General features: G+C 71.8%; 10 protein-coding genes. All 10 read left to right on the forward strand.

Annotated features, from left to right (window positions below; genetic code table 11):
• Window positions 1–379 precede the first annotated feature (379 nt).
• The 10 genes from ABZ479_RS12165 to ABZ479_RS12210 all read left to right on the forward strand — a co-directional run bounded on the left by ABZ479_RS12165 (window position 380) and on the right by ABZ479_RS12210 (window position 14,590).
• Window positions 380–1,048, forward strand: a complete 669-nt coding sequence (locus tag ABZ479_RS12165; protein ID WP_500461502.1) for a hypothetical protein — start codon at window positions 380–382, stop codon at window positions 1,046–1,048.
• A complete protein-coding gene (gene pstC, locus ABZ479_RS12170; protein ID WP_500461503.1) occupies window positions 1,045–2,073 on the forward strand; it encodes a phosphate ABC transporter permease subunit PstC in 1,029 nt (342 codons plus the stop codon). The genes ABZ479_RS12165 and pstC overlap by 4 nt, the downstream gene beginning before the upstream one ends.
• A 1-nt stretch (window position 2,074) precedes the next feature.
• Window positions 2,075–3,301, forward strand: coding sequence for a phosphate ABC transporter permease PstA (gene pstA, locus ABZ479_RS12175; RefSeq protein ID WP_500461504.1), 1,227 nt, complete (start codon window positions 2,075–2,077; stop codon window positions 3,299–3,301).
• 56 nt (window positions 3,302–3,357) lie between these two features.
• Window positions 3,358–5,064, forward strand: a complete 1,707-nt coding sequence (gene pstS, locus ABZ479_RS12180; RefSeq protein WP_500461505.1) for a phosphate ABC transporter substrate-binding protein PstS — start codon at window positions 3,358–3,360, stop codon at window positions 5,062–5,064.
• Window positions 5,061–7,553, forward strand: a complete 2,493-nt coding sequence (locus ABZ479_RS12185; protein WP_500461506.1) for a hypothetical protein — start codon at window positions 5,061–5,063, stop codon at window positions 7,551–7,553. Before pstS ends, ABZ479_RS12185 begins: the two co-directional genes overlap by 4 nt.
• A gap of 106 nt (window positions 7,554–7,659) precedes the next feature.
• Complete coding sequence (locus ABZ479_RS12190; RefSeq protein WP_500461507.1) at window positions 7,660–8,643, forward strand: hypothetical protein; 984 nt, start codon at window positions 7,660–7,662, stop codon at window positions 8,641–8,643.
• Window positions 8,644–8,698: 55 nt separating this feature from the next.
• The gene (locus tag ABZ479_RS12195) at window positions 8,699–10,273 is read left to right on the forward strand and encodes an Ig-like domain-containing protein (protein WP_500461508.1); all 1,575 of its coding nucleotides are present in this window, start codon (window positions 8,699–8,701) and stop codon (window positions 10,271–10,273) included.
• Window positions 10,274–10,455: 182 nt separating this feature from the next.
• A complete protein-coding gene (locus ABZ479_RS12200) occupies window positions 10,456–12,351 on the forward strand; it encodes a hypothetical protein (RefSeq protein ID WP_500461509.1) in 1,896 nt (631 codons plus the stop codon).
• A 44-nt stretch (window positions 12,352–12,395) separates the two neighbouring features.
• On the forward strand, window positions 12,396–13,265 hold the full coding sequence (locus tag ABZ479_RS12205; protein WP_500461510.1) for a hypothetical protein: 870 nt from the start codon (window positions 12,396–12,398) through the stop codon (window positions 13,263–13,265).
• A gap of 17 nt (window positions 13,266–13,282) precedes the next feature.
• Window positions 13,283–14,590: an Ig-like domain repeat protein gene (locus tag ABZ479_RS12210; protein ID WP_500461511.1), complete on the forward strand. Its 1,308-nt coding sequence runs from the start codon at window positions 13,283–13,285 to the stop codon at window positions 14,588–14,590.
• Window positions 14,591–14,740: the final 150 nt, after the last annotated feature.

Here is a 14,740-nt window from a genome sequence, read left to right on the forward strand (position 1 = left end):
CGGCGATCGATGGCGGGTCCCGTGCCTACCGGTGGGTTATCCCGGTCGCAATGGGGTGTGATGTGTGGACCGTCCGTTTACGTGCACCGGCCACGGACCCCGATTCGGGTGCGGAGTGTCACCGTTGCCCCGATCCTGATTACCTTGCGTGGACCTGCACGTCTCGTTCATCTTCTCTCCGTTCGGCCTTCACTCTTCCTTGAGCGCGATCCCCTCATGGGCCGCGACATTCAGTGCCGCCTGAGGATGCATTTCGGCCTGAGGCACAACGGCGCGAAGGGGAGGGAGGTCGGCCGCCATGGTCCGGCCACGCGTTCTGTACATGTCGGCTCACAGTGGTGGCAGGTCCCTGCCACAAGCCTCATCGCCTGCGCGACCGGTGGACCCGGAGGACTTCGGGCACGCTCCGGACGGCTCGCCGCGTACCGCGAGACCCGGCGGGGGAGCCAGACCCGACGGCCCGGACCGCCGGGGCCGCGACGACCGCGGCGACCGGCACGAGCGTCCCGGGGCGCGGGCCACCGCGATCGGCTGGCGCCTGGTCGGCGCCAACAACCGCGAACTGGGCCGCAGCGCGGGCACCTATGCCTCCCTCGCGGAGTGCCAGGCCGCCGTGCTCATGCTCCGCGAACACATCGGTCAGGTCCGGGCGCAGCTGTCCATGGCCCACGCGGGCGGCACCTGGACGTGGCGCGTCGAACTCGGCGGCAAGGACGTCGCCGTGTCCGGTCGGACGTACCACCGTCTGCGCGAGTGCCAGCAGAACCTCGGGCGCTTCCTGGCCGCGGTCCCGGTCGCCGAGATGACCGAGGGCACGGCCCACCGGCCGCGGCTGCGCGGCCTGCGCGCGTCGTCGTCCCCGGGGTCTACGCGAGGAGAACCGGAGGAACCGCGTGGCGGGCCCCGGCGGGACACCCCCGTCCGGACCGTGACCGCCGCAGCCGTCGCGACCGCCGGATCCGCCGCTGCCCCCGCCGCCGCCGTACCCACCGCGCGCGCCGCATCCGCGGCGACCGTCGGTTCCCGCCTCGGGGCGGTGGCACGATGACCGCCCTCGCTCCCGATCTCACCGGCACGGAGCCCGGCCCCGCCGCCGAGGACGTACCGCGCGACATCAGTTCGTCCCCCGAGCCGGCCGACCGCGTCTTCCGCCTCGTCGCCCGCGGCAGCGGTGCCGCGGTGCTCGCGATCATGCTGCTGGTCGGCTTCTTCCTCACCTACCGCGCGTGGGAGGCGCTGAGCGTCGCCGGCTTCTCCTTCCTCACCACCACCGCCTGGGAGCCCGACTCCCACCACTTCGGCATCGCGGCGGTGCTCACCGGCACGGTGCTGATCGGCGTGGTCGCCATCTGCTTCGCCCTGCCCCTGGCGCTGGGCACGGCGCTGTACATCTCGGAGTACGCCCCGCGACGGCTGAAGCGGTTCCTGGTCAGCCTCGTCGACCTCATGGCGGCGGTGCCGAGCGTGGTCTACGGCCTGTGGGGGGCGTTCTTCCTGCAGGGGCACGTGGTCGGTCTCTCCCGCTGGATCTCCACGTACTTCGGCTGGATCCCGATCTTCAAGGTCAACGGGGCCGAGCCCGACAACCCGCTCGCGAGCATGACGGTCTACACGTCCTCCACCTTCATCGCCGCCATGGTCGTGGCGCTGATGGTGACCCCGATCGCCTGCTCCGTCATGCGCGAGGCGTTCTCCCAGGCACCGCCCGGTGAGCGCGAGGGCGCGTTCGCGCTCGGTGCCACCAGGTGGGGCATGATCCGCTCCGTCGTCCTGCCGTTCGGGCTCGGCGGCGTGATCGGCGGGACGATGCTCGGTCTCGGCCGGGCACTCGGCGAGACCATCGCGGTCTACATGATCATCTCGCCGGTGTTCGAGATCCAGCCGCACATCCTGCAGAACGGCGCCATCTCCGTGTCGTCGCTGATCGCCCTCCGCTACGGATCCGCGAGCGAACTCGGCATGTCGGCCCTCATGGCCGCGGGCCTCGCCCTCTTCATCATGACCCTCATCGTCAACTTCATCGCCTCCTCGATCGTGGCGCGCAGCCGCTCGGGCGCGGGGGCGGAGGCCTGAAATGACCGATCTCCTCAAGACACCGCGGACGACGACACCGACCCGCGAGGACGACGCCGGGCCGGAGGTGCGCCGCAGCACCTCGCCCGTGACGGCGGAGGACCGGCTGGCCCTCGGCGGCGCACTGGCCGGCTCCGTGGCCCTGACGTTCGTGCTGTTCGGCTGGATCGCCCCGTTCGACTCGCTGCTGGGCTTCGTGGTCGTCGCTTACGTATTCTTCGTCGCCCTGTACGCGGTGCTGGTCTCCCTCGACCAGAACCGCGTCGCGGTGCGCGACCGGGTCGCCGCCGTCATCTGGCAGAGCCTGGCGATGCTGCTCCTGCTGGCCCTGCTCTTCGTGGTCGGATACGCCCTGTACCGCGGCAAGCCCGCGCTGGCGCACCTCAACTTCTTCACCCAGAACATGGGCGGCACGGGCCCGCTGGCCCCGCTCACCCAGGGCGGCGTGCTGCACGCGATGGTCGGCACCCTGGAGCAGATCAGCATCGCGCTGGCGATCACCGTGCCGCTGGGCCTGATGTGCGCGGTGTTCCTCAACGAGGTTCCGGGCACCTACGCGCGTTTCGTGCGGACCGTCGTCGAGGCGATGACCGCGCTGCCCTCGATCGTGGCGGGCCTGTTCATCTACGCCACCTTCATCCTCATCCTCCACTTCGAGAAGTCCGGCCTCGCCGCCGGGCTCGCGCTGAGCGTGATGATGCTGCCGATCATCATCCGCGCGGCCGACGTGGTCATCCGGCTGGTGCCGGGTTCCCTGCGCGAGGCCTCCTACGCGCTCGGTTCGGGTCAGTGGCGCACGATCTGGACCGTCGTGCTGCCGACCTCCCGTTCCGGTCTGACGACCGCGGTGATCCTCGGCACCGCCCGCGGCATCGGCGAGACGTCCCCGGTGCTGCTCACCGCCGGAGCCAACCCCTCGCTCAACGCCGACCCGCTGAGCGGCCCCCAGGTCTCGCTGCCGCTGGCCACCTTCCAGCTGGTGGCCTCTCCCCAGCCCAACATGATCGCCCGCGGGTTCGGCTGCGCCGGGCTGCTGATGGCGCTCGTCCTGCTGCTCTTCCTGCTGGCCCGCGTCCTCGGCGGCCGCGGCGCGGGTGAGCTGTCCCGCGGGCAGCAGCACCGGCGGGTGCTGGCCTCCCGCCGTGACGCGGAGCGCATGAACCGCCGTCCGGCTCCGCTCGCGCAGTCCACGGCCGCGACCGCGACCGGGACCGGGACCCAGCCGTGACCGTCCACCCCGCCCGCCACCAGGGCACCGACCGCACCGATCAGGAGTCACCCGCCATGCCCGGAGCACGTCCGGCACCGTCCGAACGTTCCCGCTTCAGAGCTCTGACAGCCCTCGCCCTGATGCTGGCGGCGCTGCTCTTCGGCGCCTCGTTGCCCGTCGCCGAAGAGGCGGCCGCCGTGACGTACGTCCCGATCGCGGGCGCCGGCTCCACCTGGAGCCAGAACGCGATGGACCAGTGGACGGCCAACGTCCAGCAGTACAACATGAAGGTCACCTACAACGGGACCGGCTCCTCCGACGGCCGCAACCAGTACCGCAACGGCACCGTCGACTTCGCCGTCTCCGAGATCCCCTACGGCATCAAGGACTCGGGCGTCGTCGACACCCCGCCCCGCCGCAAGTACGCGTACATGCCGATCGTGGCCGGCGGCACGTCGTTCATGTACAACCTCAAGATCGGCAACAAGCAGGTGACCAACCTGCGGCTGTCCGGCGAGGTCATCACCAAGATCTTCACCGGTGTCATCAAGACCTGGAACGACCCGGCGATCAAGAAGGACAACCCGGCGCTCGCCGCGTCGCTGCCGGCGCGTCCGGTCGTCCCCGTGGTCCGCTCGGACGGCTCCGGCACCACCGCGCAGTTCACGACCTGGATGGCCAGGCAGTACGGCGGGCTGTGGGACGACTACTGCCGCAAGGCCGGCCGCAGCACGCCGTGCGGCACGACGTCCATCTACCCCAAGATCTCCGGATCCTCCGTGGTCGCCCAGGCGGGCTCCAACGGCGTCTCCGGCTACGTCGCCGCGCAGCGCAACGTCGGCACGATCACCTACGTCGAGTACTCCTACGCGAAGGTCACCACGCACTTCCCGGTCGTCAAGGTGCTCAACAAGGCGGGCTACTACGTCGAGCCGACCGACAAGAACGTGGCCGTGGCGCTGCTGAAGGCGCAGATCGACGACAAGACGCTCACCCAGAAGCTGGACGGCGTCTACAACGACACGGACCGCCGGACCTACCCGCTGTCCAGCTACAGCTACATGATCATTCCGACCAAGGTCGAGAACAACTTCAGCGAGCTGAAGGGCAAGACCCTCGGCGCGTTCGCCTACTACTTCCTGTGCGAAGGCCAGAAGAGCGTCGGCAAACTCGGGTTCTCGCCCCTGCCGATCAACCTGGTGAAGGCCGGTCTCGCGCAGGTCCGCCGCATCCCCGGGGTCGACGTCGAGTCGATCGACGTCAAGAAGTGCCAGAACCCCACCTTCTCCACCGACGGCACCAACACCCTGGCCAAGAACGCGCCCTACCCGCAGCCCTGCGACAAGCAGGGAGGCCAGCAGTGCGCCACGGGCACCGGCGGCAACACGACGTCGACCACGGTCAAGGGCGGTTCCGGCTCGTCGGGCGGCTCGGGCACCGGCGGTTCCGGCAGCGGCGGTACGTCGGGCGGCTCGTCCGGCAGCGGGAGCGGGTCCGCCACGGGCACGTCGGGCGGGAGCTCGGACGGCACATCGGCCGGCGGCACGAACGCGTCGCCCTCGGTCGACCCCGACACCGGACAGGTGGTCGCCAACGACGGTTCGACGGGCGCCTCCGGGGGTGAGGACGGCGCGTACTCCACGCCGGTCACCACCGCGAGCAGCATCGGCGGCGGCACGCGCACCGCCCTGATGGTGCTCGCCGCGGTGCTGTTGCTGGCACTGACGGTCGCGCCGCCGCTGCTCACGTCGCTCCTGAACCCGAAGCGGAGGCGGTCGTGATCCCCGCGCGTCTCCGCCGGGCGGCGCACCGCGCCGTACTCGTCGCCTGCGCCCTGGTGATGGCCGCCGCGGCGGCGCCGGCCACCGTCTCCCAGGCCGACTCGGGCTCCGGGATGACGGTCTCCGGCAAGGGGGACTTCGCCGACCTCAAGGTGACCGTCGACCAGACGAGCAGCCTGGTCAACCAGGTCGTGAAGATCAGCTGGAAGGGCGCGGTCCCCACCGTCGACGACAGCAAGTACCCCGCGGACTACCTGCAGATCATGCAGTGCTGGGGCGACGACCCCGCGGGTCCCAGCCCCGAGCAGTGCCAGTTCGGCGGTTCTGCCGACCTGGGCGCGGGCACGGGCGGACAGGCGGCCGGCGCCTGGACCAACACCCGGCAGCTCAGCTACGGAGGCCTCAAGGACCCGGCGCAGACGCTGCCGCCACCCGCCTCGGGCAGCAGCATCTCGTTCGCGCCCTTCCGCGCCGTGAGCGGGGACGTGTTCGACAAGGGCAACACCAACGAGTTCTTCGACTCGAACACCACCAACGAGGTGCCCTACGCGCGCACCGGTTCCAACGGGACCGGGGAGGTCTACTTCGAGGTCCAGACCGCGGCGGAGGCCCCCGGCCTCGGCTGCGGCGACGTCCCGAAGGGGAAGTCCGGCGCGCGTTCGTGCTGGCTCGTCGTCGTCCCCCGTGGTGAGACGGAGGTCGACGGGGCCTCGTACAAGGCGCAGTCGGACGGCCTGCTCCAGTCCTCGCCGCTGTCGGCGACCAACTGGAAGGAGCGCCTGGTCTTCCCCCTGCGCTTCGAGCGGACCGGCACGTACTGCCCCATCGGTGCGGCCGAGCGTCCCACCCTGGGCACCGAGATGGTCGCCGAGGCCGTGCACCGCTGGCAGCCCACCCTCTGCCAGACCGGCAACAAGACCATCTACGGGTTCGCGCCGGCGGGTGACGCCGGCGCCCGGGAGAACCTGTCGACGGAGGAGCCGGGCATGGTGTTCCTCAACCGGGCCGCGGATCCGTCCACGTTCGCCCCGGACGCCAAGCCCGTCTACGCCCCGGTCACCCTGTCCGGGCTGACCCTCGGCTTCTTCATCGAGAGCCATGCGGCGTCCTCCGCGCCGGAGGACGTCCGCGCGGACAACGGCCTCCGGCTGGACTCGCTCAACCTCACCCCGCGGCTGGTCGCCAAACTGCTCACCGAGTCGTACCAGGACGGCAACTCGCGCTTCGCCGAGAGCACCGCGAAGAACCCGTACAACCTGGGACACGATCCGGAGTTCATCAAGTACAACCCGAAGTACGAGGATCTGGACTTCCTCGGCGCCCTCGGTGACGCGCTGGTGCCGCAGCCCCTCTCGGACGCGACCGCGCAGCTGTGGAGCTGGATCGACAGCGACCCCGCCGCCCGGGAGTTCCTCGACGGCACGCCCGACAACAAGGGCAGCCACGGCGATCCGGGTTTCTCGGGCATGACGGTGAACCCGAACTACAAGGACCTGGAGCTGCCCGTCGACAGCTTCCCGAAGAGCGACCCGTACTGCCAGCAGTTCGCGGACCACCCGGACCAGCCGCTGTGCATCCTCGACAAGCACCCCTACGCGACCGACCTGCGCAACGCGGCCCGCTCGGCCGCCCGCGGCGACACGCTGGCCCGCGGCAACTGGGACCCGACCAGCCAGCCGCCCGCCTACAAGAAGGACCCCCCGCAGCCGGCGGGCAGGCGGGCCATCCTGGCGGTGACCGACACCCCGACCGCCCGGCGGTACGGACTGGTGACGGCGAACCTGCAGAACGCCTCCGGCGCCTTCGTGGCGCCCACCGACGCGGCCATGCTCGCCGCACAGAAGAGCATGAAGGCCGGCCCGGTGGGCGGCGTCATGGTGAGCGACCCCAGGGCCGCGGCCAAGGCCGCCTACCCGCTCACGGTGCTCACCTACGCCGCCACCGTCCCCGAGAGGCTCAGCAAGCAGGAGGGCCGGGACTACGCGGCGCTGCTGCGGTACGCCGTGGGCAAGGGCCAGGCGCCCGGAGTGACCCCCGGCACCCTCCCCGACGGGTACGCCCCGCTGCCGGCGTCGCTGCGCAAGCAGACCGAGTCGGCCGCTGACGCCGTCGTGTCCCGGTCGGGCCCCTCCGTGCCCGAGGAAGAGGGCGAGAACACCTCCGACGGCACGGGCGGCGGTTCGGGCGGCAGTGGCAGTGGCGGCGGTCAGACCGTCGACACCACGCCTTCCACGACGCCGTCCTCGCCGGCCCCGCCGAGCACCCAGGCCTCCACGGCGCCGCCGGTCCCCGTGGCCGCCGAGAGCCCGCTGTCCCGCACTCCGGCGTGGGCGCTGGGCGCCATGCGCTACGTCCTCCTGGTCGCCCTGGCCGCCGGGCTCGTCGCGGCGGTCTGCGGCCCCCTCCTGCCGAGGGTGGCGCCGCGACTCGCGGCGGGCTTCCAGACCTGGCGTGCGAAGGGCACGTCCGGACGAGAGCCGAGGGGGTGATGCCCGAACCCGAGACCACGACAGGTCCGCGCCAACGAACTGTCTGAAACAACCGTGCCGGGCACCACCCGGCGCAAGCCTATCCGAGAGGTAAACGCAAGTGAACATGCGCAAGTTCGCAGTGGCCGTCATCGGCGCCGCCGGCCTGCTCACCGGTACCGTCTGCGGCAGCGTCGCCGTCGCCGACCCCTCCGGTGCCCCGGCCTTCCGCCAGCTGTCCGGTGTCGGCTCCGACACCACCCAGGACGTCATGAACGGCATGGCCCAGTCGATCACCATCGGCGGCCAGAAGGTCATCGGCTCCTACGACGCCACCGGCACGACGAAGATCTCGACCAAGAGCGGCGCCGCCTGCACCATCGACCGCCCGAACGGTTCGGGTGCCGGCCGCAACGCGCTGGTCGCCTCCCTCCAGGCCGGCGACAACTGCCTGGACTTCGCCCGGTCCTCCAGCCTCAACCTGGGCGCCGTGGACCCGGACCTCACCTACGTCCCGTTCGCCGTGGACGGCGTGACCTACGCGATCACCGGTTCCAGCCAGATCCCGCGCAAGCTCACGCTGAACGACCTGAAGCAGATCTACACCTGCAACAAGGACTACGTGGGCACCGCTCCCAACTTCACCATGACGGCGTACCTCCCGCAGGCGGGCTCCGGCACGCGCAGCTTCTGGGAGTCCACCGTCGGCATCTCGGACACCGACGTGAAGAACGGCGTCTACCCCTGCATCAAGGACGCCAAGAACGGCAACCCGGTGCAGGAGCACGACGGCCGCGTCCTCGACGACAAGTCGATCGTGCCGTTCTCCATCGCCCAGTACAGCTCGCAGGCCACGCAGACCATCGCGGACCTCCGCGGCAAGGCCGTCCTCGGCACCATCGACGGTCTCGCGCCGACCGTGCTGAACAGCAACTTCGGTGTGAAGCGCGACGTCTACAACGTGATCCCGACCAGCAAGGTCGGCACCGCGCCGTGGAGCACGGTCTTCGTCGGCTCGAACTCGCTGATCTGCCAGAAGACCGACGTGATCAACACCTACGGCTTCGCTGCCAACGCCAACTGCGGCGACACCAGCAAGCAGACCCCCTGATCACGCCCTGCTGTTTCCGTCACCTTCGCAACCTCCGAAGAGGGAGAACACGACAGTGTTCAAGAACAAGCTCTCGCGGGCCATGGCGGGCGGTCTCGCGAGCCTCGTCGCCGCCTGCGCGGCCGGCCTGATCGCGGCCCCCGCCGCGCACGCCGCCGAGATCGGCAGCCTGTCCTTCAACCCGGCCACCGGTACCGACACCTCGGGCATCGCGCTGACCACCACGGACGCCTGCCCCGACGAGGCGACCAACGTCATCGTGTCCGTCACCGGTTCGGGCTTCCCGGCCGAGGGCCAGACGGTCGTCGGCAACGCGTCCAAGGAGATCTACCCGATCTCCGGTGACGGCGGGATGGTCATCCCGCTGACGCAGACCATGCGCGACTACGCCAAGGACGCCGGCTTCAACGAGCTGAAGGGCGAGTACTCCTTCAAGGTCACCTGCCGTCTGGCCTTCGGCTCCTCGAACTTCGGCGACTTCACCGGTTCGATCTGGTTCACGTCCAACGAGACGTACCAGGACACCGACCCGAGCGTGAAGACCGACACCACGACCTCCCTCGCGGCCTCCCCGGCCAGCCCCGTCACCGAGGGCGAGACGGTCACGCTGACCGCGAACGTGGCCCCGGCCGCCGCCGCGGGCAAGGTGCAGTTCAAGGACAACGGCACCGCGCTCGGCTCCCCGGTCACCGTCTCCGCCGGCACCGCGGTCCTCACCACGAACGCGCTGGCCGCGGGCGACCACGACCTGACCGCCGAGTTCACCCCGACCGGCGCGGCGTACAACCCGTCCGCCTCCACCGCGGTGGCGTACAAGGTGAACGCCCCGCAGGCGACGGCGACGACGACCTCGCTGGCCATCTCGCCGTCCGACACCACGCCGCAGTTCAGCCCGGTCACCATGAACGCCACGGTCACCCCCGCCGCCGCGGCCGGTTCCGTGAAGTTCCAGGACACCGTGGGCGGTAACACCACCACGCTGGCCACCGTCCCCGTCTCGGGCGGCCAGGCCTCCTACACCACCAGCAGCCTCGACAAGGGTGAGCACGCCTTCTCCGCCACCTTCGTCCCGGCGAACTCCGCGGCCTACACCGGTTCCGACTCCGGCGCCGTGCCGTACCTGATCGGTGACTTCGCGGGCGTCTCCGCCTCGCAGGACATCACCACCACCGTCGAGTCCGGCGCCCTGGTCATCAGCGTCGACAACCCGCACGTCACCCTGCCGTCGCCGGTGCTGAACGCCGACGGCGACCTGCTGACGACCGCGGGCGACATCAACACCGTCACCCTGACCGACACCCGCGCCGGCAACCCCGGCTGGAGCGTCAGCGGCCAGGTGACCGACTTCTCCGACGGTGGCACGCACGCCATCAACGGCCAGAACCTGGGCTGGACGCCGAACGTGGTCGACCACGCCCCGGCGCAGACCGTCACCGCCGGCTCCGCGGTCGCCGCGGCGCAGGGTGTCGCCTCCGGCGACGCCGGTCAGGGCGGTCTGAAGGCCTCCCGCTCCCTGGCCACCGGTACCGGCCTCGGTACCGCGCACCTGGGTGCGGACCTCGCTCTGAACGTGCCGACCTCCACCGTGGCCGGCACCTACACCGCGACCCTCACCCTGACGGCCATCTGAGCCGGCGGACGGCCTGAGGGGCGCTGACGCCCCCGGGGCCGGCCCGGGCCGGGACGGGCAGCGATGCCCGTCCCGGCTCCCGGGTCCGGCCCGTCCGCACGCACCGGCCCATGTGCCCCGGCACCCTGCCGCGGCCCCCCCGTACCACCCCGTCCCACCCGCGCCCGATCGGACGACCTGACATGATCACACGATCAGCCCGCCGTATCGCCGCCGTCCTGGCCGCCTGCGTCCTCGCCGTACTCCCGGCCGCCGAAACGGCGTCGGCCGCCACCCCGCAGGCCGCCGCCTCGCACGCGGCCTCCGCACGACCCGGCGCGGGCCCGAACGGGCGCACCACCTTCGGCGTCCAGCCGTCGACGGCCGACAAGCCCGACGGCCGGCCCAACTACTCGTACGGCGTGACCCCCGGAGCCGTCATCCGGGACCACATCGCCATCTGGAACTACAGCGCCAAGCCGCTGACGTTGGACGTCTACGCCGCCGACGCCGTCAACTCCGCCGAGGGCGGCTTCGACCTGCTGCCGCGGGCCACCAAGTCCGCCGACGCCGGCACCTGGGTGAAGCTCGGCCGGTCCCGGGTGACCGTGGCCTCCCGCTCCCGCGTCATCGTCCCCTTCACGCTGACCGTGCCGCGCACCGTGAGCCCCGGCGACCACCCCGCCGGCATCGTCGCCTCGCTGTCCGCGGTGCGCACCGGCGCCAAGGGCGACCGGGTCCAGGTCGACCAGCGCGTCGGCGCCCGGATGTACCTGCGGGTGGCCGGCCAGCTGCGGCCACTGCTCGACGTCGAGGACGTCCACACCGAGTACCACGGCACGGCCTACCCCTTCGGGACCGGCACCGCGACGGTGTCGTACACCGTGCGCAACTCCGGCAACGTCCGGCTCGCCGCCGAGCAGACGGTCCGCGTCCACGACGCGTTCGGGGGCATCGCCACGGTGAAGGGCTCGCGCGACCTCGCCGAGATCCTGCCGGGCAACGCGCTGAGGATCAGCGTCACGGCCACCGGTGTCCTGCCCACGGTGCGGGACGCCACCACCGTCTCGGTCGACGCGGTCTCCGTACGCGGTGACGTCGCGATCCCCGACCTGCCGAGCCTGACCCGCACCCAGGGCTTCTGGGCGGTGCCCTGGTCGCTGCTGGCCGTGCTGCTGGTCGTCGTCGTGGCGGCCGTCGTGTGGTGGGTCCGCCGCAGGCGCCGCCGCCGCGGTCAGCGCCCGGACGCCGCGCGCACCGCCGCGACCTCGCCGAAGAAGCCGGCCCCCGCCTCGCGCGCCTCCGCCCCCGTCGCCATGGTGCTGGCCGCCCTCTCGCTGTGGGCGGGCGCCCCCGCGGCCCACGCCGCCGAGCGCGGCGGCCTCACGGTCGCGCCGCAGCACGGCAGCGCCACCGAGCCCATGACCCTCACCGCCGCCGGGCCCTGCCCGGACGGGACGCGGAACCTCATCGCCTGGGTGAAGGGCGCCGGATTCCCCCGCGACGGCAAGGTCGTCGTCGGCAACTCCGAGATCGGCACCTACCCGTCGGCGCCCGGCGGCGGACCCGTGGTCCCGCTGACGTACACGATGCAGGACTACGCCCTCGACGCCGGTTTCAGCACCCTGCGCGGCACCTACACCTTCACCGTCAGCTGCCTGGAGGCCCCCTTCGGCCTCAAGAGCCTGCGGGACTTCAGCGGTTCGCTCCGCTTCACCTCCAAGACCTCCTACACGGACGGCACCCGGGCCACCCCCGAGAACCCCGGGGCGGCACGTTCCGCCCAGCCCGGCGGCACGGCAGGTCCCGGCACGTCGTCCACCCCTGGCGGGTCCGGCCCGTCGGCCCCGGCCGGCGACCAGGGCACCGTGCCCTCCGGCTCCCCGTACGCCTCCGGCGCGCCCGGCGCGCCCGGCCAGGGCGGTGTCGCCGGCGTGGTGAACGCCGCCTCGGCCGACCCGGCCGGGGACGGGAGCGGCTCCCTCGCCGCCTGGTCGCTCGGCGGCTTCGCGGTCGCCTTCCTGGTGCTCCTGGCGGGCGCCGCCCAGTGGGTGCGCGGGCGCAGAGGACGTACCGCGTCGGCGGACACGTCCGGCTGAGCACCCGTCACCCACGTCCATCACAAGCAATGAGGAGAAAGAAAGTGTCGTTCACACGCCTGCACCGCTCGACCGCGGCCGCGCTCGGCTCGCTCGTCCTGGCCGGAGGGGCGGTGGGCATCATGGCCGCGACCTCCGCGCACGCGGACACCATCGGCACCCTGAAGGTGAACCCGGCCACCGGCACGGACACCAGCGGGATGGACCTCACCACCTCGGGCATGTGCCCGGCCGAGGCGACCAACGTCATCGTGTCCGTCACCGGTTCGGGCTTCCCCGAGGAGGGCATGAACGTCGTCGGCAACGCGTCCAAGGAGATCTACCCCGCGAGCGAGGGCGGCTTCCGCGTCCCGCTGTCGCAGACCATGCGCGACTACGCGAAGGACGCGGGCTTCGACGTGCTCCAGGGCCGCTACGAGTTCACGGTCACCTGCCGCATGGCGTTCGGCGAGACCACGTACGGCGACTTCAAGGGGTCGGTCTGGTTCACCTCCAACACCGCGTACCAGGACACCGACCCCGCGGGCGGCACCCCGAGCACCACCCCGAGCACCACGCCCAGCACCACCCCGTCGAACACCACCACGCCGACGACGGACCCGACCGACACCGGCGAGCCCACCGACACCGGTGACCCGACGGACACCGGCGAGCCCACCGACACCGGTGACCCGACGGACACCACCGGTGGCGACACGACCGGTGGCGACACGACCGACGGCGGCTCGGAGGGCATCTCCACCGAGGTCGACGGCGGCGCCTCGGGCGACAACGGCGGCTCGCTGGCCGCCACCGGCGCCGACGCCGGCTGGCTGGCCGCCGCCGCGGCCGCACTGGTCGGGGCCGGGACCGTGGTCGTCCGGCAGGCGCGCCGCCGCGGCCTGCTGTCCTTCTCCGACTCCTCGAACGACTGAGACGGCGGGGAACGACCATGAAGATCACGACCGTGCGCCGGCGGCTCTCGCTGGTGCTCGCCTCGGCGCTCGCGGCCGGCGGCATCGCCGTCGCCGTCGCCGGGACGGCCAGGGCCGAGGTCATCGGCTCCATGGAGGTCGCGCCGGCCACCGGCACTGACCTGTCGGGGATGTCGCTGACCACGTCGGCGCCGTGCCCCGACGAGGCGACCAACCTCATCGTCAAGGTGACCGGTTCGGGCTTCCCGGCCGAGGGCCAGAACGTGGTGGGCAACTCGGAGATCGCCATCTACCCCGGGGCCCCCGGTGGCGGCTTCACCGTGCCGCTGATGCAGACGATGCGCGACTACGCGAAGGACGCGGGCTTCGACGAGCTGAAGGGCCGCTACGACTTCACCCTGACCTGCCGCAAGGCCTTCGGGTCGGCGACGTACGGCGACTTCACCACCGCCGTCTGGTTCACCTCCAACACCACGTACCAGAGCACCCCGCCCCCCACCCAGGCCGCCACCACGACCACCCTCGCCGCCTCCCCGGCGAGCCCGGTGGTGCAGGGCACCGCGGTGAAGCTCACCGCGACGGTGGCCCCGGCCACGGCCGCGGGCTCGGTCCGCTTCCTGGACGGCGCGGCCCAGATAGGCTCGCCGGTCACCGTGTCGAACGGCACGGCCTCGCTGAGCACCGGCGCCCTGGGCGTCGGCACCCATACGCTGACCGCGGCGTTCACCCCGGCCGACGCGGCGGCGTACAAGCCCTCGGTCTCGGCGGCCCTCCCGTACACGGTCAAGGTCAAGCCTCCGGTGGTCGTCACCGCCGCGAAGGTGACCGGCACCGCCAAGGTCGCCTCGCAGGTGACCTGTTCCGCCACGTTCAGCGGGGCGACCTCGTACGCGTACGGCTGGCTGCGCGACAGCAAGGTCATCAGCGGCGCGAGCGCGAAGACCTTCGGCCTGACCTCGAGCGACTACAAGCACAAGGTCTCCTGCCGGATCACCGCGAAGAACAGCACCGGCAGCACCGCGGCGACCAGCCCCGCGGTGACCGTGGCCGTCGGCCCGGCCCTGAAGTACACCAAGCTGCCGACCGTCAGCGGCACCGCCAAGGTCGGCAAGCGGCTCACCGCCAAGGCCGGCAGCTGGAAGCCCTCCGCCACGTCGTACAGCTACGAGTGGCGGCGTGACGGCAAGGTGATCCGCGGCGCCACGCACTCCACCTACGTGCTGACCAAGTCCGACCGCGGGCACCGGGTCGCGGTCAAGATCACCGCCAAGCGGGCGGGCTACTCCAACGGCAGCGCCACCTCCAAGTCGGTGAAGGTCGGATGACCCAGCTCGGCACCCCGGTCCGCGTGGCCCCCGGCCACGACCGGCCCGCCCCCTCGGGGGACGGGCCGGCGGACCGCACCCCGCCGGGGCCGGCGGGCCGGGCGGGCCGGCCCCCGGGCGGGCCCCCCCGCCCCGCGGGGGCCCCGGCGG

Origin of the sequence: Streptomyces sp. NPDC005722, assembly GCF_040630935.1 — a bacterium.
Taxonomy (GTDB): Bacteria; Actinomycetota; Actinomycetes; order Streptomycetales; family Streptomycetaceae; genus Actinacidiphila.

What these genes read in the sequence shown, in the direction of transcription:
- pstC (WP_500461503.1), top strand. Translation starts at nt 1,045, where the DNA reads ATGACCGCCCTCGCTCCCGATCTCACCGGCACGGAGCCCGGCCCCGCC.
- pstA (WP_500461504.1), top strand. Translation starts at nt 2,075, where the DNA reads ATGACCGATCTCCTCAAGACACCGCGGACGACGACACCGACCCGCGAG.
- pstS (WP_500461505.1), top strand. Translation starts at nt 3,358, where the DNA reads ATGCCCGGAGCACGTCCGGCACCGTCCGAACGTTCCCGCTTCAGAGCT.
- ABZ479_RS12190 (WP_500461507.1), top strand. Translation starts at nt 7,660, where the DNA reads ATGCGCAAGTTCGCAGTGGCCGTCATCGGCGCCGCCGGCCTGCTCACC.
- ABZ479_RS12200 (WP_500461509.1), top strand. Translation starts at nt 10,456, where the DNA reads ATGATCACACGATCAGCCCGCCGTATCGCCGCCGTCCTGGCCGCCTGC.
- ABZ479_RS12210 (WP_500461511.1), top strand. Translation starts at nt 13,283, where the DNA reads ATGAAGATCACGACCGTGCGCCGGCGGCTCTCGCTGGTGCTCGCCTCG.